Raw genomic sequence first — 26,725 nt, 5'->3', positions numbered from 1 at the left:
CGAAAGGGCCGCAAAGCGGCCCCGACGATCGTGAATCAAACCCCAGGCGCACTCGGCGCAAAGGCGCCCTGGCGGCGACGATTGACGAAGTAGTACGCCGCGTAGCACAGGGCAATGAAGCCAAAGCCCCAGTAAAGCGACGGCCGCTGGGTTTCATCCAATGCCAGGAACACGAACAGCGAGCTGCACAGGGTGATGCACAGCAGCGGCACCAACGGATACAGCGGCGCCCTGTACTTCAGGTCCTGCAACTGCCCACCGTCACGCAGGTAGGCTTTGCGGAAGCGATACTGCGCCAGGGCGATGACGATCCAGGTCACGGTACCGGACATGCCGCTCACCGCCATCAGCACCATGAACAGCGTGTCGGCGGCAATGAAGCTGGTCATCAGCGAGATCAGCGCAAAGCACAGGGTGATGCTCAGCGCCCGCAGCGGCACGCCGCGCTTGCTCAGTGGCGACAGGCTTTTCGGCGCCATGCCGCTCTTGGACATCGCCCAAAGAATGCGCGTAGAGGCATACAGCCCGGAGTTGCCCACCGAAAGAATGGCGGTGAGGATGACGAAGTTCATCACGTCGGCAGCAAACGGGATGCCGACCATGTCGAACACCTGCACGAACGGGCTTTCCATCAGGCCAGCCTGCTCGTACGGCACGATGGCCGACAGCACCGCAATCGCCAGCACGTAGAAGATCAGCACGCGGAACACCACGTTGCGCACCGCCCGCGGGATGCTCTTTTCCGGGTGCTCGGTCTCGCCGGCCGCCACGCCCATGATTTCACAGCCCTGGAAGGCATAGACCACCGTCATCATCACCGCGAACACCGCCGACAGGCCGTGGGGGAACAGCGACTCGCCCACCAGGTTGTCCAGCATCGGCGCCGGCGCCCCGCTGGTCAACGGGATGGCACCGAAGATCACCAGCAGGCCGATGATGATGAAACCAAGGATGGTCGCCACTTTGATGCCCGAGAACCAGTACTCGGCTTCACCAAACGCGCGAGTGGCCAGGGCATTGAGGCCGAACAGCACCACCACGAACAGTGCCGACCAGTACCAGATCGGCACGTCCGGGAACCAGCGGGTCATCAGCATGCCGGCGGCGGTGAATTCCAGGCCCACCGTAGTGGCCCAACTCATCCAGTACACCCAGCCGATCATGAAGCCGGTGGCCGGGCCGATGAACTTGGTGGCATGGGCCTGGAACGAGCCGGACACCGGCATCTGCACCGACAGTTCGCCCAGGCAGACCATCACCAGGTACATCAGCAAACCCGCGACCAGGTAGGCCAGGATCGCACCCACCGGCCCGCCCTGGTTGATGGTCACGCCCGAGCCCATGAACAGGCCGGTGCCAATCACTCCGCCAAGCGACAGCATGAAGATGTGCCGGCTTTTCAGGGCCCGGGTGAGCTGGATTTTTTCAACGGTATCAGTCATGGCGCACCTCGCCATTGCGGCAGGCACGTGGGGCGGTGCGAAGGAGGGGCTGAGCGCTACGGCATGTCATTATTCTTGTCTCCAATAAGCCTCATGGACCGCGTGCAACACGGTTGCCATGGATTATTGGAAACGGATGTAAGGTGCCGTTGTACGAACGGATCGAAGATGTAAAAAGTGGTAAGTTTTTTGTACGTCAGCTCTGGATCAGCTGTTCCAGCGTGGCGCGGGCCTGACTTAGCTGGGTGGCCAGCGGCCCGTCGAGGGTTTGCATCGCCTCGATGTCCTGCTGCCGGGCCGCCTCTTCCAGGCGATGCAACAGCGCTGCCAGCCCGGCGAACCCCAAGGAATCGCAGCTACCGGCCAGGCGATGGGCCAGGTGCAGCACTTCGGTGAAGTCCTGGGCCGGCAGCGCCTCGGCCAGCGCCGTGGCATGCTGCTCCAGTGATTGGCGCAGCACCTTCAACAGGCCTTGCAGCTTCTGTTTGCCCAGCAGCGAGCGGTGGGTGTCCAGCAGTGACCAGTCCATGTCTGCGTCAGCGCTGGTCACTTCGCCGCAGGCTACTTCGGCCAGCGCCTCGCGCAGGTTGTCCAGCCGCAAGGGCTTGGCCAGTACCCCTTGCATGCCAGCATCCAGGTAGCCCGATACCTGCCCCGGCTGCACGCCAGCCGTCAGTGCCAGGATCCGACTGTGGCGGTTCGGGCCAGGCGAGGCACGCAGCTGTCGGCACAACTCCACCCCGCTCATGCCCGGCAAGTGCACGTCAAGCAAGACCAGATCGAAGCGCCGCTGCGCACACGCCTGCAGGGCTTGCCCGGCATCTTCGGCAAAGCTCACCCGGTGGCCATCGCGCAGCAGCAGGCCACCCGCCACCTCGCGGTTCAGCGCAACGTCCTCGACCACCAGGATATCCAGGCTGAGCAAGGACAAAGGGGCAGGTGAGCCCGCAGGCACGGGCTGCCCGCGCGCCATGTCGAGCTCGAACCAGAAGCAACTGCCCTGCCCTTGCACACTGTCCAGGCCGATGCTGCCGCCCAGTTTTTCCACCAGGTGCTTGCAGATCGCCAGGCCCAGGCCAGTGCCGCCATAGCGACGCGCCACTGTTTCGCTGGCCTGGACGAAGCGGTCGAAGATCTTCGCCTGTACGGCGGGCTCGATGCCGATGCCATTGTCACTGACCGACAACCGCAGGCGCTGCGAGCGTTCGTTGCTGGCCAGCACCTGCACCGTAAGCTGTACCTGGCCGTGCTCGGTGAACTTGATGGCATTGGCCAGCAGGTTGCTCAGCACCTGGCGCAGGTATTGCTCGGCGCCGTGCTGGTGCGCGGCCAACTGCTCATCTACCTGCAGTTGCAGGGTGTCGGCGTTTTCCATGGCCATGGGTTCGAGCAACGCCAGCACTTCCTGGCACAACTGGCGCAAGGAAAAACCTACCAGCTCGGCGCGGCTTTCGCCTTCTTCGAGCCGGGCGAAATACAGCACCTCGTTGAGAATCGCCAGCAGGCCCTCGCCGGCTTTGTACAAGGCCTCGACACGCTGGCGGTCGGCCGCCTCCAGGCGCCCGCCGCGCAGCAGTTCGGCCATGCCCAGAATACCGTTGAGCGGCGTGCGCAGTTCATGGCTCATGGTCGCCAGGAAGCGTGACTTGGCCAGGTTGGCAGCCTCGGCCTCGTCCTTGGCGCGGGCCAGGCTGGCCGTACGCCGCTCGACCATGGCCTGCAATTCGTCGCGCTTGCCCTGCAGCTCCAGGCGGTCGCGCTCACGGCGCTCGATATCGCTGAGGATGGCGCGGCGCATATCGTCCAGGGCATTGGCCACCGTGTCGATCTCGTCGGGGCGCGCTGAACGGCGGCGCCCCAGGCGCAACGGCTCCTGCCACTGGCCGGCGCCAATACGACGGGCAAATTCGGCCATCACTTGCAGGTGGCGGGTGACCAGGCGGTAGAACAGCCCCGACAGTGCCACTGCCAGGCCGCACAGAAACACGCCCATCCACAGCAGGCTGGCAAGGCCTGTGGCGTACAACCGGCGGTGCACCGCGCCCAGGTCGATGCTGACTTCCAGCTCGCCCAGGTGCCTGGGCGGCCCCGAGGGTGGCTGATAATCAAGGGGGAAGCGCTCGATGCGCAGCGGCCCTGTGGCTTCGGCCTCACCGCGCAACAACTGGAAATCATCACTGACCAGGCGCACCCGCGCCACATCGGAAAAGTCCACCAGGCCGCGCAGTTGCACATCCAGCTGCGCCTCGTCCAGGTCCCACAGGCTACGCTCCAGGCTGGCCAGGTAGCCGGCGCGGATCAACGCCATGCGTGCGTCTATGTCACGCATTTCGCGGCGGTACTCGAAGTACAGCTGCACGCCACTGGCCAGCACGGTGAAGCACAGGCTGAACAGCAGGATGAACAGCAGCAGGCGACGCAGCAGGCCGTCGGTGCGCAGGCGTATCATCGGGCATCCGCCGGCAGCTTGATCATGTCGCGGTAGGTGACTTCGCTTTGCTCCAGCCAGCGCTCGATCTCGCCAGCCCGGTTCATGCGCTGCAGCTGCTCGTCGATTTCATCCATGTGCTGGCTCAGGGGGGATTGCCGCGACACGGCTACACGCAGATAGTCCACGCTCAGTGCAGTGGGCAGCACGCGGATGTCCTGCGCGCCGGGCAAGTGTTCGATGAACAGTTGGCCAGTACGCCGCTCCTGGATCACGTAGTCGATGCGGCCGCGGATCAGCTTGCCAAAGTTCTGCTGGCTGGACGACACCCGCTCGATGTTCTGGTGGCGGGCGACGAAGCGGTCGAACTCAGCGCCGTAGCTTTCACCGTATAACAGGCCGCCACGGTAGCCGGCCAGGTCCTCCAGTTGCTGGAACTGCACCGGCCGCTTGCGGTTGTAGAACACAGCCACTTCCTCGCGCAACACCGGCACCGTGGAAAAACGCATGCGCTGGTCGCGCTGGTCGCTGTTGTAGGCCAGCACCACGTCCACCCGCCCGGCGGCGGCGTCCAGCAGGCAGCGCTTCCAGTTGCCCAGTACCACGGTTTGCACCGGGTAGCCCAGGCGTGCGAACAGCTCACGCACCACGGTTGGGCAAGCCCACGCACTTGGTGGCCATCGCTCCAGGAAATGGGTGGGTACACCGGGTAGTCGCAATACCGCACCGGCTCGCTGGCATTGGCCTGCGCAACACACAGCGCAAGTGCCGACAGCCAGGCGCAGTGGCTCATGCCGCCACACTGGCGGTGAACAGGTAGCCGGTGCCGTGGATGGTGATGATCAGCTGTGGCTCGGCCGGATCGTCATGCAGCTTGCGGCGCAGGCGCCCGACCAGCACATCGATGGAGCGGTCGTTGGGCACCCACTCGCGGTTGCGAATCTGGTCCATCAGCTGGTCGCGGCTAAGGGTGTGGCCGCTGTTGCGCAGAAACACGCTGAGCAGTTGAAACTCGCCGTGGGTCAGCAGGGTTTGCCCGCCACGGGCGTCGATCAGGCGACGGCGATCGGTGTCCTGCGCCCAGTCGGCGAACTGCTTCAGCGATTGCGCGCAGGCCGGGGCCGGGTGTACCTCGCGGGCATGGCGCACGCGGCGGATCAGGTTTTTGGCACGGGACACCAGCTCGCGGGGGTTGAGCGGTTTGATGACATAATCGTCGGCGCCGCATTCCAGGCCGACGATGCGGTCGATGTCGTCATTGCGCCCGGTGATGAGGATGATGCCGACCTCCGAGCGCACCCGTAGCTCGCGGGTCAGGGTGAGGCCGTCCTTGCCAGGCAGGCGGATGTCCAGCAGCACCAGGTCGACATCCTGGCTGCCGAGCAGGGCTTCGGCCTTTTCCGCCGTGTCGGCGCAGTGCACGTCGTAGCCTTCCTGGGACAGATAGGCCTGCAGCAAGTCACGAATAAGCGGATCGTCATCGACGATCAATACCCGAGGCGTCATTGCGTGTCGTCTCTTTTTATTGGTGTTGTTCTACACACTCGCGACAGCAGCGTACTCGTTACTGAACGGGCGATCAACAGCCCTCGGGCAGGCTGAAGCGCCGCCGACCGCCGGCCTGCAAGCCATCGACCCAGGCCTCGCAGATGACCACGCCCTGCTCGGGGGTGAAGGTGCCGGGGTTGAGCCCCGACTCCAGCCACAGGCCATCGAGCAAGGCGCTCAGGCTGATGGCCGCCAGGTCGGCATCGAAACCCTGCCAGCCCTCTTCCTCGGCCAGTTTGGCCAGCAGCCGGCTGAGCTCGTTGCGGTACTCGCCGTAAGAGTGGTCGTGTACCTGGTTGATGGCGTCGGCGGTCTTCACCGCACCCCAGAAAGCCAGCCAGGCATCGAGCAATTGCGGGTCGAGCAGCTCGGCGCAGAACGAGGCGCGGAAGAACGCCGACAGCCGCTCGCGGGCATTGGGCGCAGCCTGGGCCATGGCCTCGCGCAGCAGGCCCATCACCCGGCCGGTAACGGCCATGTAGGCCTCGGCCACCAGTTCGTCCTTGCCGGCGTAATGATGGCTGATCAACCCCACCGAAACCCCGGCTTCAGCCGAGATCTTGCGGATCGACGCCCCCTGAAAGCCATGGCGCTTGAGGCACACCAAGGTCGCCTCGACCAGGTTGGCTTTGCGCAGTTCCGGCAGCATGCGGTGGTAGCGGGCTTCCTGAGTCATCGGTGGGTCTCGGGTTAGGGGCTGGACTGAACGACTGTACAACAAGCCGGACAGCGTGATAAACCCTTGCACCTGCCCACAACAATAAAAGCGGCTGCCATGAACGACCTGATCACACGCGACCTGGACCAAGGGCTGCTGACCCTGGCCTTCAACCGCCCCGACAAGCTCAATGCCCTGAACACCGCCATGTACCAACAGCTGGGCGACCTGCTGCTGGCGGCGGGTGAAAACCCTGATGTCGACGCCATCATCATCACCGGTGGGCCGCACTGCTTCAGCGCTGGCAACGACCTGCGCGACTTCCTCGACAACCCGCCCAGCGACCTGGACAGCCCGGTGTTCCGCCTGATGCGGGTAGTCATGGGGCTGGACAAGCCGCTGATCGCAGCGGTCAGTGGCGCGGCGATCGGCATCGGGGCCACCCTGTTGCTGCATTGCGACCAGGTGCTGGTCAGCCGCTCGACCAAACTGCGCATGCCCTTCGCGCCATTGGGTGTGTGCCCGGAGTTCGGCTCCAGCCTGTTGCTGCCGCGTTTGCTTGGCCAGGCCCGTGCGGCGCGCTTGCTGCTGGCCAACGCGTTGCTCGATGGCGAACAGATGGTGGCCTGGGGGCTGGCCAATGAACTGCATGAAGACGGCGCGCAGTGCCTGGCGGCTGCCCGCACCCTGGCGCGGCAGCTGCAAGGCTATCCGCAGGCGGCATTGCGCATCAGCAAGCGGTTGCTCAAGGACAGCCAGCGAGCGGAGCTTGAAGACACAGTGGCGCGGGAAAGCCGGTTGTTCATCGAGTGCTTGCGCAGCGAAGATGCACGAGCTGTGCTGCGCGCACTCATCAAGGATTGAACAGGCTGGCGTGGCCCCTTGTAGGAGCGGCCTTGTGTCGCGATCGGGGTGCGAAGCACCCCCAGGATCTTCGAATCGCCCCAACATTGTTGGGGCCGCTTTGCGGCCCTATCGCGACACAAGGCCGCTCCTACAAGGGACCGCGTCATGACCAGACTGACTAATATCCAGTCATCTCCAGATACCCGCGCCCACCCGCGCTCCCGCTCAACCGCACCGGCCCTTCCCAGTAAGGGAATCGCGTCTGCATCCATGCCTGCGGCTCCACGGCATCAACCTGCACATCCACTCCATGCCCAGGCACCTGCACCCGCCACCGTGTCGGCACCTTTTTGCCGTTTTTCTGCGCAGACCAGGCTTGCGCCTGCAGCTGAATCTGCGCTGCGTCCAGCGCCACCACCTCACCCTGCGGCCCAACCCAGGTCCCAGCGCGGTACGCGTCCCCCGCGCCTCGCGTACCTGAAACAGCATCAGCTTGGCACCACTGTCCAGGTGCAGCGAAAACCAGTCCCAGCCCGTTTGCCCTGACGCCAGCGGTTGGCTGCTCCATTCCCGGTCCAGCCAGGCCTGCCCAGTGACCGCGATGCACTGGCTGCCACGCTGAATGTGCCCCTGCACTTGGTAGAAAGGCTGGCTGTAATAGTACGAAGCCTGCCCCTTGCCAGATTTCTCGCTGTAACCTTGCTCCCCGTGCAGCACCAGAGGGTGATCGCTGTGCAACTGCAAGTCATAGCGAAAACCATCGCCACCGGCGACCATCCGCAGGTTTTCTATACTGCCCCTGCCCTGCAACGACCAGTCATCGATCCACGCTCGGAACGGCTGAGCCTGCACTCCGGCCTGGCCGATACCGCCGCGCGCCAGGGTTTCGCCAGACTGGTGGCCGCCCGGACCGGTCAAGGCCGCGTGCCCCATCCACAGGTTCGGGCTGTTCCAGTCGGTGGTCTCCGGGCCTGGGCGCAGGGCCGAGCGGAACAGCGTCCACTGGGCGCCCCAGTCACGGCCTTGGGCGTCCTTCAGGTTGGCGGTGACATACCACCACTCGATACGAAAACCATCGTGTGGACCGTGGTCCTGTGGAAATGCCAGCCGATGGTCGCGGGTCACCTGGCTGAATTCGCCGGCCTGCTGCCCAAGCCCGGCATAACTCTGTGGTGCTGGTTGATCACAGCCGCACAACAACACGCTGAGCAACAGCCACGCATTACGCTTCATCGGCAAATGGCCTCAACAGTTCGCGCGGCTGGCGGCGCGCCAGCTGCCACAGCGGCCAGGCGCTGGCCAGCAGGCTGGTGAACAACCCCAACATGGCCAACTGCAGCAACTGCACGGGAAAGACATAGAGCGGCAGGCGCCAGCCAAACGCCTGAACATTGACCACCGCGACCAGGCACCAGGCCAGCAGCAACCCCAGCGGGATCGCCATCAACACGGTGAGGCTGCTCAGCATGAGTGTCTGGCCAAGGCTCAGCCAGACCAGTTGCATACGCCGCACACCCAGCGCCCATAGCGGTGCCAGCTGGCCCAGCCGGGACTGGCCCAGGGTCAACAGGTTGATGAACAACGCCACGCCAGCCACGCCAAGGGTGAGGCTGTTGAGGGCAGCGGTGGCGGCAAAGGTGCGGTTGAACACGTCGGTCGACCAGCGCTTCAGGCGCGCCTGCTCGACCACGCGGCTGTCGTCGAGGGCAAAATGCCGTTGCAGAGCGACCTTGAGCGCCGGCACCCGTTCAGCGGCCAAGTCGACGCTCAAGCCGGTCAGGGTTGCCTGTGGCCAGTTTTCGCGCAACCAGCCGGCATTGACCAGGACATGCCCCTTGGGGTTGCCGTAATCGGCATAGATCCCCACAACAGGCAAGGCCGGCGACGTGTTCGCAGGCAGCTTGAGGTTATCGCCCAGTTGCAGTTTCAACCGCCTGGCCAACTGTTCGCTGAGCATTACAGCCTGCCCGCGGGCCAGTCGCTGCCAGGCATGTGGCTGCTGTTCCAATAGTGGCCAGCGCGTTCGATAAACGGAGTGATCGACAATGCCCTGCACTTGTACCGGCCAACCTTGTAGTTGAATGTCCACGCGCCAGCCGGGCAGCACCACACTGGCCGCAGGCTGCTGCTCAAGCCACTCGACTATCTGCAGGCCTTGGGCTGTATCGCGTGGGGTGACATACAGGTCGGCGGACAGGCGCTGGCCAAGCCAACCGACAAACGTCTTGCGGAAACCCTCGGTCATGCTGCCCACGCCAACACTGGCAGCCAGCGCCAGCAAAAGGGCCATCAACGCCAGGCTCAGGGCCGGCAGTTGCTGGCGGCTGTCGGCAACGAACCATTGCGCCAATGGCCGCTGGCAGCGGCGCGCCAGCCAGGCCAGCACCCGGTCGAGCATGCCCGGTAACAGCAGCGCTGCCGCCAGCAGCAACCCCGCCAGCATGGCGAACGCGCTGGGCAGGCTGGCTCCGAACACGCCACAGCCCAAGGCCAGCAACAGCAGCAAGCCCGCGATCAATGCCTGACGCCTCAGCCATGGCCCCTGCGCCAGCCGCCAGGCTTGAGGTTGCGCCAGCGCCAGCAACGGCAATCGGGCCGCACGCATGACGCTGCCCAGCCCTGCCAGCAATGCCCCGAATACACTCACCAGCACGCCCAGCAGCCACCACCACGCGGGCAGGCTCAGCGTACCCGCCACCTGTGCGCCATACAGGCCGCGCAAACTGGCGGCCACATCGGGCAGCAGCCACGCGGCCAAGGCATAACCACTGGCCACCCCGGCAAGCCCGCCCAGCACCGCGAACAGGCCCAACTCCAGCAACAGTGCATACAGCAGGGTCTTCAGGCTGATGCCGCTGGCGCGCAAGTTGCGGATCAGCCCACGCCGCTGTTCCAGCGCCAGACCGATGGCGGCGTGGGCGATGAACAAGCCGACGATGAACGCCAGCAGGCCGAGCGCAGTCAGGTTGAGGTGGAAACTGTCGGTCAGGCGCTGCAAACCGCCATCGTCCTGCTGTGTTTGAAGTTCGAGGAAGGGGGCGATATCTGCCGGCAATGGCCCAGGTGCCCCGGCCAGCAGCAGGCGTGACAACTGCCCAGATGCATGCAGCAACGCCTGCGCGTGGCCGATGTCCACCACCATCACCCCAGGCGCCAACGCGGGCTGCAAAACCAAAGGCGGCAGCAACTGCCCTTCGCTGTCGCGGGCCCGCTGCGCGGGGTTTGCGCTCAACTGACGCAAGGTGTCTGGCCCAACCCAGGCTTGCCCGGGCGTGCCGATAAAAGCCTGCAGGTCGAATGCCTGCAGTTGTACACCGGCAATGCTGCTGGCCGGCGACAGGCTCAATGGCTCGATGCCAATCAGCCGCACGCTGCGCGCCGGCTCGCCCGGCAGGCGCAAGCGCCCTTCCAGCACCGGTGATACCGCCCAGCCCAGCCTGCGCAGTTGCACGTACAAACCCTGGTCGAAGCGCTCGCCAGTGCGCGGCAGCAATTGCGCCTGCAACGGCCCGGCCAAAACCGCGCTGGCCCGAGCATAGTCACTGCGTGCCTGGCTGTTCAGCGCCTGCACCCCGGTCCACAACGCCGTGGCCAGCCACAGGCCAGTGAAGATACTCAAGCACTGCACGCGGTGGCGCCGCCAATGGCTGAGCAACGCCATCAATGCCAGCGACAACAGCCTCATCAGCCCTGCTCGTGCCGCACGCAGCCGGCCTGCAGGTAGCAGCGCTGCTGCAAACGCGCCGCCAACCGTGGGCTGTGAGTCACCATCAACACACCGCTGCCGGCTTCGGCAACCAACTGCAGCAACAGGTTCAGCACCTCGTCGCTGCTGGCCTCATCCAGGCTGCCGGTGGGTTCGTCGGCTAGCAGCCATGCCGGTCGCCCGGCCAGCGCGCGGCCGATGGCGACCCGCTGCTGCTGGCCGCCCGACAAGTGTTCCGGGTAACGCGCAAGCAGGCCCGCCAGGCCCAGACGTTGCGCCAGGTAAGCCGCCCAATGCGGGTCATACCGCCCGGCCAGGCGAGCCTGGAAGGTCAGGTTCAGGCCGACGTCCAGGCTGCTGATCAGGTTGTATTGCTGGAACACCAGGCCAATCCCCTCACGCCGCCACTGTGCCAGAGACGCTTCCGAACGGCCGTCGAGCGCAACGTCGTCGATCAGGATGCGGCCGCTGTCGGCCCGGTCCAGGCCAGCCACCAGGTGCAGCAAGGTGCTCTTGCCGCTGCCCGACTCGCCCATCAGTGCCAGGCTGCTGCCGCGTGCCAGGCGCAGATCGACGCCCTGCAGAACCGGGAGCGGGCCTTGGGGAGTGGGGAATGATTTGTGAAGGTTTTCGATGGCGAGCATCGAGGGGCCTTGGTGTGTGATGTGTCTGCTAAGTAATAGCAGGTACGTGGTCGCAGAGGCGTATTGCGATTCTCATCGCTAGCCGACAATGGATCCACAGAGATCCGATAATCGCACAAAACCTACCATAAACACACAATATAGATTGACCGTGATTTTCTTTAACGGCTCTAATGGATCCATTAAATAAAAACAAAACCCCGGAGAGCCTCCCATGTACCCCAAAAACACCTGGTACGTTGCCTGCACCCCCGACGAGATCGCCACCAAGCCCTTGGGCCGGCGGATCTGCGGGGAAAAAATCGTGTTCTACCGTGGCCACGAGAACCGTGTAGCCGCCGTCGAGGATTTCTGCCCGCACCGTGGTGCGCCGTTGTCGCTTGGCTATGTCGAGGACGGCAACCTGGTATGCGGCTACCACGGCCTGGTCATGGGCTGCGATGGCAAGACCGTGTCGATGCCCGGCCAGCGGGTACGGGGCTTTCCCTGCAACAAGACTTTCGCTGCAGTCGAGCGCTATGGCTTTGTCTGGGTATGGCCAGGCGACCAGGCGCAGGCCGACCCGGCGCTGATTCCGCACCTTGAATGGGCGGTGAATGATGAATGGGCCTACGGTGGCGGGCTGTTCCACATCGGTTGCGACTACCGCCTGATGATCGACAACCTGATGGACCTCACCCACGAAACCTACGTGCATGCCTCCAGCATCGGCCAGAAGGAAATCGACGAGGCCCCGCCAGTCACCACCGTCACCGGCGACGAAGTGGTCACCGCCCGGCACATGGAAAACATCATGGCCCCGCCCTTCTGGCGCATGGCCCTGCGTGGCAACGGCCTGGCCGATGATGTACCGGTGGACCGTTGGCAGATCTGCCGCTTCACCCCGCCTAGCCATGTGCTGATCGAAGTGGGTGTGGCGCATGCCGGCAAGGGTGGCTACCACGCCGAGGCGCAGCACAAGGCGTCGAGCATCGTGGTGGATTTCATCACGCCAGAGACCGACACATCGATTTGGTACTTCTGGGGCATGGCACGCAACTTCGCCGCGCATGACCAAACCCTGACCGACAACATCCGCGAAGGCCAAGGCAAGATTTTCAGCGAAGACCTGGAGATGCTCGAACGCCAGCAGCAGAACCTGCTGGCCCACCCCGAGCGCAACCTGCTGAAGCTGAACATCGATGCTGGCGGCGTGCAGTCGCGCAAGGTGCTGGAGCGCATCATCGCCAAAGAGCGTGCGTCACAACCGCAACTGATCGCTACCAGCGCCACCCCTGCCTGAGGAACAGCCGACATGATCGATGCCGTAGTGGTGTCCCGTAACGACGAAGCGCAAGGTATTTGCAGCTTCGAGCTGGCGGCAGCGGATGGCAGCTTGCTGCCGGCGTTCAGCGCTGGCGCGCATATCGACGTGCATTTGCCCGATGGGTTGGTGCGCCAGTATTCGCTGTGCAACCACCCCGAGGAGCGCCACCGTTACCTGATTGGCGTGCTCAACGACCCGGCTTCGCGGGGAGGCTCACGCAGCCTGCACGAGCAAGTGCAGGCCGGCGCACGGCTGCGCATCAGCGCGCCGCGCAACCTGTTCCCGCTGGCCGAGGGGGCGCAGCGCAGCCTGCTGTTTGCCGGTGGCATCGGCATTACCCCGATTCTGTGCATGGCCGAGCAGCTGTCCCACAGCGGCCATGACTTCGAGCTGCACTACTGCGCCCGCTCCAGCGAGCGTGCGGCCTTTGTCGAACGCATTCGCAACGCGCCGTTCGCCGACCGCCTGTTCGTACACTTTGACGAGCAACCGGAAACCGCACTGGATATCGCCCGGGTGCTGGGCAACCCGCAAGAGGATGCGCACCTGTATGTCTGCGGGCCCGGCGGGTTCATGCAGCATGTGCTGGACAGCGCCAAGGGACTGGGCTGGCAGGAGGCCAACCTGCACCGCGAGTATTTTGCCGCAGCGCCGGTGGATGCCAGCAACGACGGTAGCTTCTCGGTGCAGGTGGGCAGCACGGGGCAGGTGTTCGAGGTGCCGGCCGACCAGACCGTGGTGCAGGTGCTGGAACAGCACGGTATCGAGATTGCCATGTCGTGCGAACAGGGTATCTGCGGCACCTGCCTGACGCGCGTGCTGCAGGGTACGCCGGACCACCGCGACATGTTCCTTACCGAAGAGGAGCAGGCGCTGAACGATCAGTTCACGCCCTGCTGCTCGCGCTCGAAAACGCCGCTGCTGGTGCTGGATATCTGAACCGGTTTACGCCGAGGGCAGGATAACCTTCATGCCTGCGTCTGCCGTCGCCCCGCCAAAGGTCTCGGCGTAGCGCAAGGTGGCATTGGCGTGCTCGCGCATGATCGCTTCGGCGCGGGCACCCTGGCGGTTGGTCAGGGCATCGAACACCGCGTGATGCTGCATGTGAGCAAAATTGAAGCGCCGGTATTCGCGGGCCAGGTCATGGCGGTCCACCGCCAGCGCGGTGACCGAGGCGAACGGCAGGTGGTCGTTGCGCGCCAGGGCATCGGCAATGGCCGGGTTGTGGCTGGCTTCGATGATCACCTGGTGAAAGCGCATGTTCAGGTCGTGGTAAGCCTGCAGGTCTTCTTCAGTCACGAAGCCCTTGTCGAACAGCTGGTCGCCATCGACCAGGCACTGCTGCAGCGCCGCGCGTGCTTGCACCGACAAACCACGCTCTGCAGCCTGGCGCGCGGCCAGCCCCTCCAGTACGCCGCGCACCTCGACCGCACCGGCGATGTCATCGGCACTGACTGAGCGCACCTGAAAGCCCCGGCCGCCAAAACGCACCAGCAAGCCTTCCTGCTCAAGGGTACGAAACGCCATGCGCACCGGCATGCGAGAAACGCCGAACAGCTCGGCGGTGGGGACTTCCATCAAGCGCTCGCCGGCCGCCAGCTCGCCCGAGGCGATCATCTTGCGCAACGCGACCAGCACCATTTGACCGGGCTTGCTCATCCAGGCTACTTCCAGGGACATGAGCGGGCATCTTAGCGCAAGGTGAGGGGTTGTTGGTGGCCTGTTAGCCCACATCGCCGGCAGGCCAGCCAACGATTAAGTCGCGGCGTTTACAACGTCAGCGGATAGCTGACAATCAGCCGCGTCTGGTCGAAATCACTGTTAAAGCTGCGCCGGTTGGTCGCATTGTTCAGGCGGATGTTGAGGTTCTTCAACGCCCCGCTCTGGAAGGTGTAGTTCACTTCGGTATCGCGCTCCCACTCCTTGCCATTGCTGCCGGCCGCCGTGGTGGCATTTTCACCATGCCCGTAGCGCACCATGGCCAGCAACCCAGGCACACCCATAGCGGCAAAATTGTAGTCGTAGCGCACTTGCCACGAGCGCTCGTCGGCGTTGCTGAAGTTGCCGTTGAACATGTCGTTGCCCAAGGTCCGCCCGCTACTGCCATACACCGACATCCACGGGCTGTCGCCACTGACCTTCTGCAACCCCAGGTACAGGGTATGGCCACTGTGCGAGGCCGACAGCAAAGCGTAGCCAGTGCGGCTCTGGATATCACCAATGCGCGCCTGTCCATCATCCCGGTCGATGAAGTAGCCAAGGTTGGCCGCCAGTGTCCACTCCCCCAGCCGCTGGCTGTGCAGCAGGTTGAAGTAGCTTTGCTGGTAAATGTCCTCCAGTTGCGAATGCCAGGCGCCGATCTGCGTGCGCTGCTGGTTGAAGCGGTACTCGGCGCCGACATAGTTGAAACCATCCGAAGTCACCCCAGGCGCGGCCCAGGCGGAAAGGTCCTGCATGTCGGAAGAATTGCGCAGGCTCACCTCGCGATACTGGCCGGCCTGCAGGCTCAGGCCTTCGATCTCCCGCGAATCGAGCATTGCCCCGCGGAACGTCTGTGGCAGCAGGCGGCCATCGTCGTAGCGCAGCAGCGGAATATCCGGCAACAGCTCACCGACCTTCAGTTCGGTCGCGCAAATACGCAGCTTGGCCGCCAGACCGGCGCGACCATAGTCGCCGGCCGCACGCCGGTCATCGTGCACCGGCAGCAGTTCGGAGCCGCTGGTACCACGGCCGCTGTCCAGCTTCACGCCGAACATGGCGATACCGTCCAGGCCAACACCGATCAGCCCCGATGTGTAGCCAGAGCTGAACTTGAAAATGAAACCCTGGGCCCATTCTTCGACCTTGCTCTTGGCCGCCCCTGCGTCGCGGAAGTCGCGGTTGAAGTAGTAGTTGCGCAGTGTCAGCCCGGCCTTGGCATCTTCAAGGAAGCCGCCCTCCTCGGCCCAGGCCGGCAAACCCAGGCCAAGCGCCAGCGACACCGCCAGGGCCGAACGGGCCAGCGTGCAAGTTGTGTGCATCATTATTATTGTTCTCCGCTTTTCATAGGCGCAGCCAACCGCCCCAGGCCGGTATGGGCTTGGGGCGACGTGCTGCATTCAGGTACCCGGCCAGGCCGGGTTGCACTCAGTGGCTCAGTGCATCGGTAGAGAGGGCGGCCGCTGGCTTGGCCATTGGCCGCAGTAGCAACAGGCAACCTGCGGCCAGCACGAACACGCTGGCGAACACCCCGTACAGGTGCAGCGGTTGCCAGCCGCCATCGAGCAATACGCCAGCCACGGTCGGCGACAGGATCGCGCCCATGCGGCCAATACCGATGCCCCAGCCCACGCCGGTGGCGCGTACCGAGGCGTCATAGACCACTGGCGACAAGGCATACAGGCCGGCCACGCAGCCGTTGGAAAACAGCCCGATCAGCAACCCCAGCGCCAGCGCAGCAGTGACCGAGGCCCCATTGACCACGAACAACACCAGCAGTGCGGCGGTGATGAGCATGAACAACGCCAGTACCCCCGTCAGTGGCCAACGCGATGCCAGCCCGCCGATCAGCGCCGCACCGAGGATGCCGCCGACACTCAACAGCACACCGCCGGTGATGCCCTGCTGGGCCGACAGGCCAGCGGCCACCAGCAGTTTCGGCGTCCAACTCATGACGAAGTAGAAGCCGAACATGACCAGGAAGAACAGCAACCAGATCACCAACGTGGTGCGGCGCATATCCGGCGCCAGCAGTTGCCTGAAACCACGGGTGGTACCCTGCGCCCTCGCCGCCAGTGCCGGCAGTTGCGCCAGTGCCGGCTGACCGAGGCGCACTGCCAGGCGGTTGACCCGGGCCAGGGCATTGGCTGGCCGGCGAGCCAGCAGGAAGTCCAACGACTCCGGCAGCCACAGCAATACCAGCGGGATCACCAGCACGGTGACGATGCCGCCGAACAGGAACACCGAGCGCCAGCCCCAATGCCCCAACAGCCACACCGCGAGCAACCCGCCCAGGGTCGCGCCCAGGGCATAGCCGGTGGACTGCAGGCTCACCGCAAGGCCACGCCAGCGCTTGCTGGCGTACTCGCTGGCGATCACGTTGCTACTGGCCAGGATGCCGCCAATGCCCAGCCCGGTCAGGCCTCGCAACAGCGCCAATTGCAGCGGGGTTTGGCTCAGTGCCGAGAGCAGCATGCCAATGCCCGAAAGCGCCAGGCACAACAGGATCAGTGGGCGTCGACCAAACCGGTCGGCCCACGGGGCGATGAACAACGACCCGGCTGCCATGCCGAACAGGCCGGCGCTGAGCAGCAGCCCTACCTGTGCGCCGTTCAGGCCCCACTCGGCGGACACCGAGGCGGCGGTGAAGGCCATGACCAGCACGTCGAAGCCATCGATCATGTTGAGGATGATGCAAATACCAATGGCCAGGCACTGGAAGCGGCCCATTGGGTCGTTGTCCAGGCGTTGCTTGAGGTCGGTATTCATGGGGCCACCTGCCGGTTCACAGGTGGGAGAACTGATGCGCACACGCCGGCAAAGCGCATGGAACCCTGACGGTTCCGTACCCTTGGAAAGCCATTCATGACTGGACCCTTTTTGTAATTGTTGTCGCATACGGCAGGAGGGCTCCGGCCGTTGTCAGGCGCTAATCAATCAGATAATGGATCCACAAACAACAAACCAAAGCCAAGCGCTTTGAGAAAACCACCAAAACTCTATGTGACCGATCTACCAATTTTATTTTTTATCTATTTATTTCAATAGGTTATCCGCTTAAGCCTAATATGATTTTTCGTTCGTTAATCGAACACGATTCATTTATGGATCCATAATGACGCAAAAAACCAGCATCGAATCCTCCATGCGGCTCAGCCATGAACAAATCTTCATGTTTGCCGCCAGCGCCCTGATCATGGGACACACAGGCGTTATCAGCCTGCGGCCAGCCGCGCCTCGCCTTGAGAGGGCGGGATGTGTTGCGTAGCATCCCCGGCCCGATCGCGCGCCCGCACGGCCAGCGCGATGCCTGTAGGAAAGAGCCCCTGATGCCGCAACCCATCCCTCTCAAGGACCACGAAAAGGAAAAACACCTGGTGAACCGCCGGCTTCTGGCCTGCGCCGCCCTGGTGTTCAGCCTGTGTGCCGTATTGGTGGGCCGGCTCTATGTGCTGCAGGTACTGCAGCACGACCAGCAGACCGCGGTGTCGGAAAACAACCGCGTGCACGTGCTACCCATCGCCCCCGAACGCGGGCTGATCTACGACCGCAATGGCGTGGTGCTGGCCGACAACAAGCCCAGTTTCGACCTGACCATGACCCGTGAGCGGGCCGGCGGCGATTCGGCCAAAGTACTCGACACCTTGACCCAGGTACTAGGCCTGACCGAAGACGACCGCAAGCAGTTCGACAAAGACCTGCGCCGTGGCCGCAAGCCGTTCGAGCCGGTGACCCTGATGGTGGGCCTGAGCGAAGAGCAGATCGCCCTGGTCGCGGTAAACCAGTTCCGCCTGCCGGGCCTGGAGGTCGAGCCGCAGTTCATCCGCGAGTACCCGCTGGCCGAGCATTTCGCCCATTCGGTCGGCTATGTGGGGCGCATCAACGAGAAAGAAGCCAAGGTCCTCGACAGCACCGAGTACCGCGGCACCCAGTCAATCGGCAAGACCGGCATCGAGCACTTCTACGAGAGCCAGCTGCATGGCCACGTGGGCTATGAAGAGGTCGAGACCAACGCCCAGGGCCGGGTGATGCGCGTGCTCAACCACAAGGACCCAACCCCTGGTCAGGACATTGTCCTGACCCTGGACGCGCACTTGCAGGTGGCCGCGGAAAAGGCCCTGGGCGAGCGCCGTGGCTCGGTGGTGGTGCTGGACCCGGCCAATGGCGACGTACTGGCGATGGTCAGCAACCCCAGCTTCGACCCCAACCTGTTCGTCAAGGGCATTAGTTTCAAGCAGTACGCCGCCCTGCGCGATTCGATCGACCGCCCGTTGTTCAACCGCGTGCTGCGTGGCCTGTATGCGCCCGGCTCGACGGTTAAACCTGAAGTTGCCATCGCCGGCCTCGACAGCGGCGTGATCACCCCTGGCAGCCGGGTGTTCGACCCTGGCTACTATGAGTTGCCCAACTACGACCACAAGTACCGCAACTGGAACCGCAGCGGCGACGGCTGGGTAGACATGTACACCGCCATCATGCGCTCCAACGACACCTACTTCTACGACCTGGCTCATAAACTGGGCATCGACCGCCTGCACGATTACATGGCCGAGTTCGGCCTGGGCCAGAAGGTGTCGCTGGACATGTTCGAGGAGGCCTCGGGGCTGATGCCTTCGGCCGAGTGGAAGCGCGCCACGCGGCGCCAGGCCTGGTTCCCGGGTGAGACACTGATCCTCGGCATTGGCCAAGGCTACATGCAGGTCACCCCGCTACAGCTGGCCCAAGCCACCAGCCTGCTGGCAAGCAAAGGCGTGTGGCATCGCCCGCACCTGGCCATGACCGTGGGCGGCGATGTGCCGGTGGACCCCAACCCAATGCCCAATATCGTGCTGCATGACAAGCACGCCTGGGACCAGGTCAGCCAAGGCATGCAGATGGTCATGCACGACCCGCGCGGCATCGCCCGCGCCGCAGCCGCCGGTGCGCAGTACCGGATTGCAGGCAAGAGCGGTACCGCGCAGGTGGTGGCAATCAAACAGGGTGAGCGCTACAACCGCGACAAGACGCTGGAAAGGCACCGTGACAACGCCCTGTTCGTTGGCTTTGCCCCGGCTGACCACCCGAGCGTGGTGGTGGCCGTGATGATCGAGAACGGCGAGGCTGGGGGCCGAGTGGCCGGGCCGGTGGTGCGGGAGGTGATGGATGCTTACCTGCTGGATGAACAGGGGCATTTGAAACCGGAATTTGCGGGTGGGGTATCCCCTCGCAACGCCCCCCACATCTAGGGTGCTTGGGGCTGCTGGGCAGCACCACGCAGCACCTTGAAGATAAAAATAGAATAAGAATATGACTTCTTATTCTTTTTTACCTATTCATTAATCCTCTATAACTCTCCCAACTGTACAGCCGCCAACACCCGGCCAACTGTTTGCAGCGCAACACCTGATCAACACAAAACGCCCGCACGGCAACAGCAGCGCAGCCACTAATACCCGCTAACTCGTTGATCTATAACAACATTAGAACCAGGCACGACGATTGCTCAAGCAAAGTCCCGCTCAACCAGAACCGGAGACTAGCCCATGAGCACCCCACTGAACGTCGTAGCCCTGTCCGGCGGCACTTCCCGCCCTTCGCGCACCCTGGCCCTGACCGAAGCGATCCTCGCCGAACTGGCCGAACACCTGCACATCAAGCCGCACCTGATCGAACTGGGCGAGATCGCCCGGCCACTGGGCAGCGCCCTGTGGCGCAGCGAACTGCCCGACACTGTCGAGCAGCAACTGCGCCTGGTGGAACGGGCCGACCTGCTGGTGGTGACCACGCCGGTGTACCGCGGCAGCTTCACCGGCCACTTCAAGCACCTGTTCGACCTGATCGGCCAGGACGCCTTGGTCGACACCCCGGTGTTGCTCGCCGCCACCGGTGGCAGCGAACGCCACGCGCTGGTGCTCGACCACCAGCTGCGCCCGCTGTTCAGCTTCCTGCAGGCCCTGACCCTGCCCATCGGCGTATTCGCCAGCCAGGCGGAAATGGCCGACTACCGCGTCTCCAGCGACGCCCTTGCCGCCCGTATCCGCCTGGCCGCCGAGCGTGCCGTGCCACTGTTCGGCGCCCACCACGCCCTGCGTAAAAGCGCCTGAGGAGCGGCCATGAATGCACCTGTGACTACACCACTGCGCCCGGCCTTGGCGATTGCCCGCGAACTGGCCGGGCAGTTTGCCCAGACCGCTGTGGAACGCGACGAACGCGGTGGCACACCCAAAGCCGAGCGCAACGCTTTGCGTGACAGCGGCTTGCTGTCACTGGCGATCCCACAGGCGTTCGGCGGCCAGGGTGCCAGCTGGCACGACACCTTCGCGGTGGTGCGCGAGTTCGCGCGGGTCGACAGCTCCATCGCCCATGTTTTCGGTTTTCACCACCTGATGCTGGCCACCGTGCGCCTGTTCTCGCGCCCGGACCAATGGCAACCGTGGTTCGAACAGACTGCTCGCAAACAGTGGTTCTGGGGCAATGCCCTGAACCCGCTGGACACCCGCACCGTGGTCAAGCATTTCGACGGCTGGTGCGAGTTTTCGGGCAAGAAGAGTTTCTGCTCCGGCGCCAGCGACTCGGAAATGCTGATTGCCTCGGCAGTGGACGAACGTGCCGGCGGCAAGTTGCTGATTGCCGCCATCCCCAGCGGCCGCACCGGCATCAGTCTGCACAGCGACTGGAACAACATCGGCCAGCGCCAGACCGACAGTGGCAGCGCCACCTTCGAGCGGGTACGGGTCGAGCACAACGAACTGCTGCTTGATCCAGGCCCCTTGAGCACCCCGTTCGCCGCCTTGCGTCCACTGATCGCCCAGCTGCATTTCGCCAACCTGTTCCTCGGCATTGCCGAAGGCGCCTTCGATGAAGCCCGTCAGTACACCCTCAAGGAAAGCCGCCCGTGGTTCCGCTCCAGCGCCGCCAGCAGCGCCGAAGACCCTTACGTACTGCGCCATTACGGCGAGTTCTGGGTTGGCCTGGAAAGCGTGCGCCTGCTGATCGAGCGGGCCGCGCGCCAGCTGGACGCCGCCTGGGTCAAGGAACATGCACTTACCGCTGATGAGCGCGGCGACCTGGCCCTGGCCATCAGCACTGCCAAGGTCGCCGCCAGCCGCCACGGCCTGGACATCTGCAACCGCCTGTTCGAGGTTACCGGTGCCCGCGCCACGCATGCCTCGCTGCGCTTCGACCGGCACTGGCGCAACCTGCGCACGCAAACCCTGCACGACCCGGTGGACTATCGCATCCACGAACTTGGCGAGTGGGCCCTCAACGACAAACGCCCTGCCCCATCCTTCTACTCCTGAGGACTGCCCATGCAACTGCTGACCCTCCCCCCGTCACCGACACTGGCTACCTCGATCCGGGCGACCGCACAGGTCTTCGAAGACCCAAGATCACAGGCGCTGCTCGCCCACCTGCAACAGGTCGCCCCCAGCGAGGCCAGCGTCCTGATCATCGGCGAAACCGGCACGGGCAAGGAGCTGGTCGCACGCCACATCCACAACCTCAGCGGTCGGCGCAACGGCCCGTTCGTTGCGGTCAACTGCGGCGCATTTTCCGAGTCGCTGGTGGAAGCCGAACTGTTCGGCCATGAAAAGGGCGCCTTCACCGGCGCCCTCGCGGCCAAGGCCGGCTGGTTCGAAGAGGCCAACGGCGGCACCTTGTTCCTCGACGAAATTGGCGACTTGCCGCTGCCGATCCAGGTCAAGCTGCTGCGTGTACTGCAAGAACGCGAAGTGGTGCGGCTGGGCTCGCGCAAGAGCATCCCGATCAACGTGCGGGTCCTGGCGGCGACCAACGTACAGCTGGAAAAGGCCATCAACGCCGGACATTTCCGTGAAGACCTGTACTACCGGCTGAACGTGGTGACGTTGCAGTTGCACCCGTTGCGCGACCGTCCGGGCGACATCCTGCCACTGGCCCGGCATTTCATCCGCAGTTACAGCGACCGGTTGGGCTACGGGCCGGTGGAACTGAGCCCCAAGGCCCAGGCCAAGCTGGTCGAGTACAGTTGGCCGGGCAACATCCGTGAGCTGGAAAACGTGATTCACCACAGCTTGTTGACCTGTGGCGATGGCACGGTGCAAGCGCAGGACCTGCGTTTGTCCAACTTGCGTATCGAACGGCAAGAGGAGGAGCCGGCAGGCAATGGCGTGGATGACTTGCTACAGCGCGCGTTCAGCCGGCTGTACGAGGAGCAGTCGGGTGATCTTTACGAGAAGGTGGAAAATGCCCTGCTGCGCTCGGCGTACCGGTTCTGCCATTACAACCAGGTGCATACCGCGCAGTTGCTGGGGTTGTCGCGCAACATCACGCGCACCCGGCTGATTGCGATTGGTGAGCTTGTAGTGAACAAGCGGCGGGGACAGGAGCAACAGGTGCTGGACAACCGGGTGGTGCGGTTGTCGATTTGACCCTTGAGCCGCTTCCACAGAGGCCTCACTGAGATCGAGCCCTGCGCTGTACCTGCCCCTCTCGTCATTCCAGCCAGGAAAGGGAACTACCCGCACTCACCTGCTCTCTTAAACACTGAGTGGTTTATTTCCCTGTGCTTCACGCTACTGGAGAACACGACATGCGCCACCTATTCCTCGCCCCTGCGCTGCTGCTCCTGCTGCCTGCCGGTGCTGCCCTGGCCCGCGTCGATGCGGGCGACGTCGCCACCTCGGCCGGTGTTTCCGCCTCGCTGTATTCGACCTTCAAGGATGACAAACGGATCATCCCGGCCCGTGACGAGCTTTCTGCGTTCGTCGCCAGCGGCGGTGCCATCCGCGGCGCCTATGTGGAGTCGGCTTTGGAACAGGCCCGCAAGGACCACCCAGGGCTGCAAGCCAATGATGAAGAGTTGGCCAGGGCAATCCTGTCTCAGGATGACCCTGTGGCTGACCATTGAGTGAACCTGTACCGGCCTGTGCTCGGCATTGTCCGCGAACAGGCCGGTGCGGGGTTACAATTCAACCCCAGCCATCCATGCGCATGGTCGCCCTGACCAAGCGCTGCTCTTCCTGCTCTATCTCTCGCAAACTGTCACGTATCCCGTTGATGTGCTCGCGTGCGGCCCGCTGAGCCTGCTCCGGCAGTTGCTCCATCACTGCGTGATACAACCGTGCATGCTGGCGATCGATCTGGCGTTTCTGCGCAGGCCGGCAGTACAGGTTGTTGACCGAAGCGAACACAGTACTCAGGGTCAGGTCACTGAGCGATTGCAGGGTATGCACCAGCACCGGGTTATGCGACGCCTCGCTGATCGCCCGGTGAAAGGCATGGTCACGGTGGGCATGCTCGCGAGCATCGAGCGCCTGCGCGGTTTCATGGGCAGCCAGCATTTCTTCGTAGCGCCGACGGATCAGCAAACGGTCGACCTCGGTGGCGCGCAAAGCCGCCAGCCGCGCCGACTCCGCCTCCAGCAACGCCCGCACCTCCAGCAAGTCGAACAACGTGCGCGGTTGCGAGCTGAACAGGTGCATCAACGGCGTGCTCCCCACCTGCCCCGTCAGGTCGGCGACGAACGAGCCACGCCCTTGCTCGGTGTCGATGATGCCGCGCCCACGCAGGATGCGCAGGCCCTCCCGCAGAGCCGAGCGCGAACAGCCTAGTTTTTCCACCAGCCGCCGCTCGGACGGCAGCGCCTGGCCCACCTTCAGTACGCCTTCGACGATCAACCGTTCGACCCGTTCGGCGACCTGATCGGCGACCTTGGCCTTGCCTTCAGTACCCATCTCAACGCCCCTACTGGTAGGACCAGTTGCATCACTGGCTTCAATCTAGCCGGACAAAGCCGGTAATAGCCACAGCCTGGCAGAAAAACTGGTAGGACCAGTACCTGCCGCACTCGACTACAGCCGCCGGCACGCGCACGCTGGCAGGGTGATCGCTTTGCCAACAACAACAAAAACCGTTGCCGAGTGAGCCGATGAATATCCTGTACGACGAGCGCGTCGATGGCGCGTTGCCCAACGTGAACCAGGCTGACCTGTTGCAGGCGCTGCGCGATGCCCTGCCAGACCTCGAAATCCTGCACCGCGAAGAAGACCTCAAACCCTACGAATGCGACGGCCTGTCGGCCTACCGCACCGTGCCACTGCTGGTGGTGCTGCCCGAGCGCCTGGAGCAGGTGCAAACACTACTGAAACTGTGCCACCAACGTGGCGTACCGGTGGTCGCCCGAGGCGCCGGTACCGGCCTGTCGGGCGGTGCCCTGCCGCTGGCGAAGGGCATCCTGCTGGTGATGGCGCGCTTCAATCGTATCCTTGAGGTGAACCCGCAGGGTCGCTACGCCCGTGTGCAGCCGGGCGTGCGCAACCTGGCCATCTCCCAGGCCGCCGCACCTCATGGTATGTACTACGCACCAGACCCCTCCTCGCAAATAGCCTGCTCCATCGGTGGCAACGTCGCCGAAAATGCCGGTGGCGTGCACTGCCTCAAGTACGGCCTGACCGTGCACAACCTGCTCAAGGTGGAAATCCTCACGATCGAGGGCGAGCACCTGACCCTCGGCAGCGATGCCCTGGACAGCCCAGGTTTCGACCTGCTGGCGCTGTTCACCGGCTCCGAAGGCATGCTGGGTATCGTCACCGAAGTTACCGTCAAGCTGCTACCCAAGCCCCAGGTGGCGCGAGTGCTACTGGCCAGTTTCGACAGCGTCGAGGACGCCGGCCGGGCAGTCGCCGACATCATCGCGGCCGGCATCATCCCCGGCGGCCTGGAGATGATGGACAACCTGGCGATCCGCGCCGCCGAGGACTTCATCCACGCTGGCTACCCGGTGGACGCGGCGGCGATCCTGCTGTGCGAGCTGGATGGCGTGGAGGCCGACGTACACGACGACTGCGCGCGGGTCGCCGACGTACTGACGCATGCCGGGGCCCGCGAGGTGCGCCTGGCCTGCGACGAAGCCGAGCGCGTGCGCTTCTGGGCCGGGCGCAAGAACGCCTTTCCAGCGGTAGGGCGCATCTCCCCGGACTACTACTGCATGGACGGCACCATCCCGCGCCGCGAACTGCCCCGGGTGCTCAAGGGTATCAGTGACCTGTCCGCTGAATACGGCCTGCGCGTGGCCAATGTGTTCCATGCCGGCGACGGCAACATGCATCCGCTGATCCTGTTCGATGCCAACCGCCCCGGCGAGCTGGAGCGTGCCGAAGCCATCGGCGGCAAGATCCTCGAACTGTGCGTGGCAGTGGGCGGCAGCATCACCGGTGAACATGGCGTGGGCCGCGAGAAGATCAACCAGATGTGCGCGCAGTTCAACAGCGACGAAATCACCCTGTTCCACGCGGTGAAGGCCGCCTTCGACCCGCAGGGCCTGCTCAACCCCGGCAAGAACATTCCCACCTTGCACCGCTGCGCCGAATTCGGCGCCATGCATGTGCACCATGGGCAGCTGCCCTTCCCCGAACTGGAGCGTTTCTGATGAGCATGGACCGCGACATGAGCCAGGCACTGCTGGAACAGGTAAACCAGGCGCTGAACCAACGCACGCCACTGCGTATCCAGGGCAGCAACAGCAAGGCGATGCTCGGCAACCCAGTGGCCGGTGAAGTGCTCGATACCCGCAGCCACCGCGGCATCGTCAGCTACGATCCGACCGAACTGGTGCTCACCGCCCGCGCCGGCACGCCGCTGCGCGAAATCGAGGCGGCCCTGCACGAAGCCGGCCAGATGCTGCCCTGCGAACCACCGCACCTGGGCCCGGAAGCCACGCTGGGAGGGATGGTCGCGGCCGGGTTGTCTGGCCCACGGCGGCCGTGGGCCGGGTCGGTGCGTGACTATGTGCTTGGCACCCGCGTGATCACCGGCCACGGCAAGCTGTTGCGCTTTGGCGGCGAGGTGATGAAGAACGTGGCCGGTTACGATGTATCACGCCTGATGGCGGGCAGCTTCGGCTGCCTGGGGCTGCTGACCGAAGTGTCGCTGAAAGTGCTGCCACGCCCACGTCAATGCCTTGGCCTGCGCCTGCCGATGAGCCGCCATGAAGCCCTGGCGGAGCTGGCCGAATGGGGGCAGCAACCGCTACCGATCAGCGCCGCCTGCCATGACGGCGAAGCACTGTACCTGCGCCTGGAAGGCGGCGAAGGCTCGGTGCAGTCGGCGTACCGGCGCCTGGGTGGCGAAACACTCCACAACCGGTTCTGGAGCGACCTGCGCGAACAACGGCTGCCATTTTTTGCCGGCGCCGCTCCGCTGTGGCGCCTGTCCGTACCCAACGCCTGCGGCGAGCTGGACCTGCCCGGCCAACAGCTGATCGACTGGGGTGGCGCCCAGCGCTGGCTCACAACCGGCGCACCGGTTCAGGCCATTCGCGACCAGGTCGCCAAGGTGGGCGGCCACGCCACCTGCTATGCCCCCGGTGCAGCCAGCAGCCCGCCGCTGTCCGCCGCCCTGATGCGCTACCACCGCGCCCTCAAGCAGCAGCTCGACCCCCAGGGGGTGTTCAACCCCGGTCGCCTGTACCCGGACCTGTGAGGCCAGAC

Annotated in this window: 20 protein-coding genes and 2 pseudogenes; 10 read left to right on the top strand and 12 right to left on the bottom strand. The window is 64.1% G+C overall.

What is annotated here, in order from left to right; translation table 11 throughout:
• Positions 1-35: 35 nt before the first annotated feature.
• The 5 genes and pseudogenes from AB5975_20935 to AB5975_20915 all read right to left on the bottom strand — a co-directional run bounded on the left by AB5975_20935 (position 36) and on the right by AB5975_20915 (position 6,094).
• Complete coding sequence (locus AB5975_20935) at positions 36-1,442, bottom strand: amino acid permease (GenBank protein XDR19009.1); 1,407 nt, start codon at positions 1,440-1,442, stop codon at positions 36-38.
• Positions 1,443-1,638: 196 nt separating this feature from the next.
• Positions 1,639-3,891, bottom strand: coding sequence for an ATP-binding protein (locus AB5975_20930; protein ID XDR19008.1), 2,253 nt, complete (start codon positions 3,889-3,891; stop codon positions 1,639-1,641).
• A pseudogene (locus tag AB5975_20925) lies at positions 3,888-4,663 on the bottom strand (substrate-binding periplasmic protein). Before AB5975_20925 ends, AB5975_20930 begins: the two are co-directional and overlap by 4 nt.
• Positions 4,660-5,376, bottom strand: a complete 717-nt coding sequence (locus tag AB5975_20920; GenBank protein ID XDR19007.1) for a response regulator — start codon at positions 5,374-5,376, stop codon at positions 4,660-4,662. The pseudogene AB5975_20925 and the gene AB5975_20920 overlap by 4 nt, the downstream one beginning before the upstream one ends.
• 73 nt (positions 5,377-5,449) lie before the next feature.
• The gene (locus AB5975_20915) at positions 5,450-6,094 is read right to left on the bottom strand and encodes a TetR family transcriptional regulator C-terminal domain-containing protein (GenBank protein ID XDR19006.1); all 645 of its coding nucleotides are present in this window, start codon (positions 6,092-6,094) and stop codon (positions 5,450-5,452) included.
• Positions 6,095-6,193: 99 nt separating this feature from the next.
• Here AB5975_20915 and AB5975_20910 point away from each other — a divergent pair, with 99 nt between their 5' ends.
• On the top strand, positions 6,194-6,940 hold the full coding sequence (locus AB5975_20910; GenBank protein XDR19005.1) for an enoyl-CoA hydratase-related protein: 747 nt from the start codon (positions 6,194-6,196) through the stop codon (positions 6,938-6,940).
• Positions 6,941-7,100: 160 nt separating this feature from the next.
• Here AB5975_20910 and AB5975_20905 read toward each other — a convergent pair.
• From AB5975_20905 to AB5975_20895, 3 genes and pseudogenes are all read right to left on the bottom strand, one after another.
• Positions 7,101-8,155: pseudogene (locus AB5975_20905) on the bottom strand (lipocalin-like domain-containing protein).
• The gene (locus AB5975_20900; GenBank protein ID XDR19004.1) at positions 8,145-10,607 is read right to left on the bottom strand and encodes an FtsX-like permease family protein; all 2,463 of its coding nucleotides are present in this window, start codon (positions 10,605-10,607) and stop codon (positions 8,145-8,147) included. The pseudogene AB5975_20905 and the gene AB5975_20900 overlap by 11 nt, the downstream one beginning before the upstream one ends.
• Positions 10,607-11,272, bottom strand: coding sequence for an ABC transporter ATP-binding protein (locus tag AB5975_20895; GenBank protein ID XDR19003.1), 666 nt, complete (start codon positions 11,270-11,272; stop codon positions 10,607-10,609). Before AB5975_20895 ends, AB5975_20900 begins: the two co-directional genes overlap by 1 nt.
• Before the next feature lie 214 nt (positions 11,273-11,486).
• Between AB5975_20895 and AB5975_20890 the strand changes: the two genes are divergently transcribed.
• Together AB5975_20890 and AB5975_20885 are read left to right on the top strand one after the other, a co-directional pair.
• Positions 11,487-12,554, top strand: coding sequence for a Rieske 2Fe-2S domain-containing protein (locus AB5975_20890; GenBank protein ID XDR19002.1), 1,068 nt, complete (start codon positions 11,487-11,489; stop codon positions 12,552-12,554).
• 12 nt (positions 12,555-12,566) lie between these two features.
• Positions 12,567-13,517 carry a 2Fe-2S iron-sulfur cluster-binding protein gene (locus AB5975_20885; GenBank protein XDR19001.1) on the top strand — a complete coding sequence of 317 codons (951 nt, stop codon included), beginning with the start codon at positions 12,567-12,569 and terminating at the stop codon, positions 13,515-13,517.
• A gap of 6 nt (positions 13,518-13,523) precedes the next feature.
• Here AB5975_20885 and AB5975_20880 read toward each other — a convergent pair whose 3' ends face one another.
• From AB5975_20880 to AB5975_20870, 3 genes are all read right to left on the bottom strand, one after another.
• A complete protein-coding gene (locus AB5975_20880; GenBank protein ID XDR23007.1) occupies positions 13,524-14,237 on the bottom strand; it encodes a GntR family transcriptional regulator in 714 nt (237 codons plus the stop codon).
• 110 nt (positions 14,238-14,347) lie between these two features.
• Positions 14,348-15,601, bottom strand: coding sequence for an OprD family porin (locus AB5975_20875; protein XDR19000.1), 1,254 nt, complete (start codon positions 15,599-15,601; stop codon positions 14,348-14,350).
• A gap of 103 nt (positions 15,602-15,704) precedes the next feature.
• A complete protein-coding gene (locus AB5975_20870) occupies positions 15,705-17,045 on the bottom strand; it encodes an MFS transporter (GenBank protein ID XDR18999.1) in 1,341 nt (446 codons plus the stop codon).
• Positions 17,046-17,605: 560 nt separating this feature from the next.
• Here AB5975_20870 and mrdA point away from each other — a divergent pair.
• The 5 genes from mrdA (at position 17,606) to AB5975_20845 (ending at position 23,145) form a co-directional block, all read left to right on the top strand.
• A complete protein-coding gene (mrdA, locus tag AB5975_20865; GenBank protein ID XDR18998.1) occupies positions 17,606-19,501 on the top strand; it encodes a penicillin-binding protein 2 in 1,896 nt (631 codons plus the stop codon).
• 297 nt (positions 19,502-19,798) lie between these two features.
• Entirely contained in the window at positions 19,799-20,359 is a 561-nt protein-coding gene (gene msuE / locus AB5975_20860; GenBank protein XDR18997.1) for an FMN reductase, read from the top strand.
• Positions 20,360-20,368: 9 nt separating this feature from the next.
• Positions 20,369-21,556, top strand: coding sequence for an acyl-CoA dehydrogenase family protein (locus tag AB5975_20855; protein ID XDR18996.1), 1,188 nt, complete (start codon positions 20,369-20,371; stop codon positions 21,554-21,556).
• A 9-nt stretch (positions 21,557-21,565) separates the two neighbouring features.
• Positions 21,566-22,666 (top strand): sigma54-dependent transcriptional activator SfnR, encoded by a 1,101-nt coding sequence (gene sfnR, locus AB5975_20850; GenBank protein ID XDR18995.1) that lies wholly within the window; start codon positions 21,566-21,568, stop codon positions 22,664-22,666.
• Between the two features lie 161 nt (positions 22,667-22,827).
• Positions 22,828-23,145 (top strand): DUF2388 domain-containing protein, encoded by a 318-nt coding sequence (locus tag AB5975_20845; GenBank protein ID XDR18994.1) that lies wholly within the window; start codon positions 22,828-22,830, stop codon positions 23,143-23,145.
• Between the two features lie 61 nt (positions 23,146-23,206).
• On the opposite strand, the gene glcC is transcribed toward AB5975_20845, so the two are convergent.
• Entirely contained in the window at positions 23,207-23,971 is a 765-nt protein-coding gene (glcC, locus tag AB5975_20840) for a transcriptional regulator GlcC (GenBank protein ID XDR18993.1), read from the bottom strand.
• Positions 23,972-24,165: 194 nt separating this feature from the next.
• Here glcC and glcD point away from each other — a divergent pair, with 194 nt between their 5' ends.
• On the top strand, positions 24,166-25,665 hold the full coding sequence (gene glcD / locus AB5975_20835) for a glycolate oxidase subunit GlcD (GenBank protein ID XDR18992.1): 1,500 nt from the start codon (positions 24,166-24,168) through the stop codon (positions 25,663-25,665).
• Positions 25,665-26,717, top strand: a complete 1,053-nt coding sequence (gene glcE, locus AB5975_20830) for a glycolate oxidase subunit GlcE (protein ID XDR18991.1) — start codon at positions 25,665-25,667, stop codon at positions 26,715-26,717. Before glcD ends, glcE begins: the two co-directional genes overlap by 1 nt.
• The last annotated feature ends 8 nt before the right edge of the window (positions 26,718-26,725 follow it).

Source organism: Pseudomonas putida, from assembly GCA_041071465.1.
GTDB classification, from domain to species: domain Bacteria; phylum Pseudomonadota; class Gammaproteobacteria; order Pseudomonadales; family Pseudomonadaceae; genus Aquipseudomonas; species Aquipseudomonas putida_P.
Note: the sequence above shows the minus strand (reverse complement) of the source record. Positions and strands in the feature narration are given on the sequence as shown.

Coding starts and splice junctions, on each gene's coding strand:
- AB5975_20935 (XDR19009.1), bottom strand. CDS start 1,442: ATGACTGATACCGTTGAAAAAATCCAGCTCACCCGGGCCCTGAAAAGC.
- AB5975_20930 (XDR19008.1), bottom strand. CDS start 3,891: ATGATACGCCTGCGCACCGACGGCCTGCTGCGTCGCCTGCTGCTGTTC.
- AB5975_20920 (XDR19007.1), bottom strand. CDS start 5,376: ATGACGCCTCGGGTATTGATCGTCGATGACGATCCGCTTATTCGTGAC.
- AB5975_20915 (XDR19006.1), bottom strand. CDS start 6,094: ATGACTCAGGAAGCCCGCTACCACCGCATGCTGCCGGAACTGCGCAAA.
- AB5975_20910 (XDR19005.1), top strand. CDS start 6,194: ATGAACGACCTGATCACACGCGACCTGGACCAAGGGCTGCTGACCCTG.
- AB5975_20900 (XDR19004.1), bottom strand. CDS start 10,607: ATGAGGCTGTTGTCGCTGGCATTGATGGCGTTGCTCAGCCATTGGCGG.
- AB5975_20895 (XDR19003.1), bottom strand. CDS start 11,272: ATGCTCGCCATCGAAAACCTTCACAAATCATTCCCCACTCCCCAAGGC.
- AB5975_20890 (XDR19002.1), top strand. CDS start 11,487: ATGTACCCCAAAAACACCTGGTACGTTGCCTGCACCCCCGACGAGATC.
- AB5975_20885 (XDR19001.1), top strand. CDS start 12,567: ATGATCGATGCCGTAGTGGTGTCCCGTAACGACGAAGCGCAAGGTATT.
- AB5975_20880 (XDR23007.1), bottom strand. CDS start 14,237: ATGAGCAAGCCCGGTCAAATGGTGCTGGTCGCGTTGCGCAAGATGATC.
- AB5975_20875 (XDR19000.1), bottom strand. CDS start 15,601: ATGATGCACACAACTTGCACGCTGGCCCGTTCGGCCCTGGCGGTGTCG.
- AB5975_20870 (XDR18999.1), bottom strand. CDS start 17,045: ATGAATACCGACCTCAAGCAACGCCTGGACAACGACCCAATGGGCCGC.
- mrdA (XDR18998.1), top strand. CDS start 17,606: ATGCCGCAACCCATCCCTCTCAAGGACCACGAAAAGGAAAAACACCTG.
- msuE (XDR18997.1), top strand. CDS start 19,799: ATGAGCACCCCACTGAACGTCGTAGCCCTGTCCGGCGGCACTTCCCGC.
- AB5975_20855 (XDR18996.1), top strand. CDS start 20,369: ATGAATGCACCTGTGACTACACCACTGCGCCCGGCCTTGGCGATTGCC.
- sfnR (XDR18995.1), top strand. CDS start 21,566: ATGCAACTGCTGACCCTCCCCCCGTCACCGACACTGGCTACCTCGATC.
- AB5975_20845 (XDR18994.1), top strand. CDS start 22,828: ATGCGCCACCTATTCCTCGCCCCTGCGCTGCTGCTCCTGCTGCCTGCC.
- glcC (XDR18993.1), bottom strand. CDS start 23,971: ATGGGTACTGAAGGCAAGGCCAAGGTCGCCGATCAGGTCGCCGAACGG.
- glcD (XDR18992.1), top strand. CDS start 24,166: ATGAATATCCTGTACGACGAGCGCGTCGATGGCGCGTTGCCCAACGTG.
- glcE (XDR18991.1), top strand. CDS start 25,665: ATGAGCATGGACCGCGACATGAGCCAGGCACTGCTGGAACAGGTAAAC.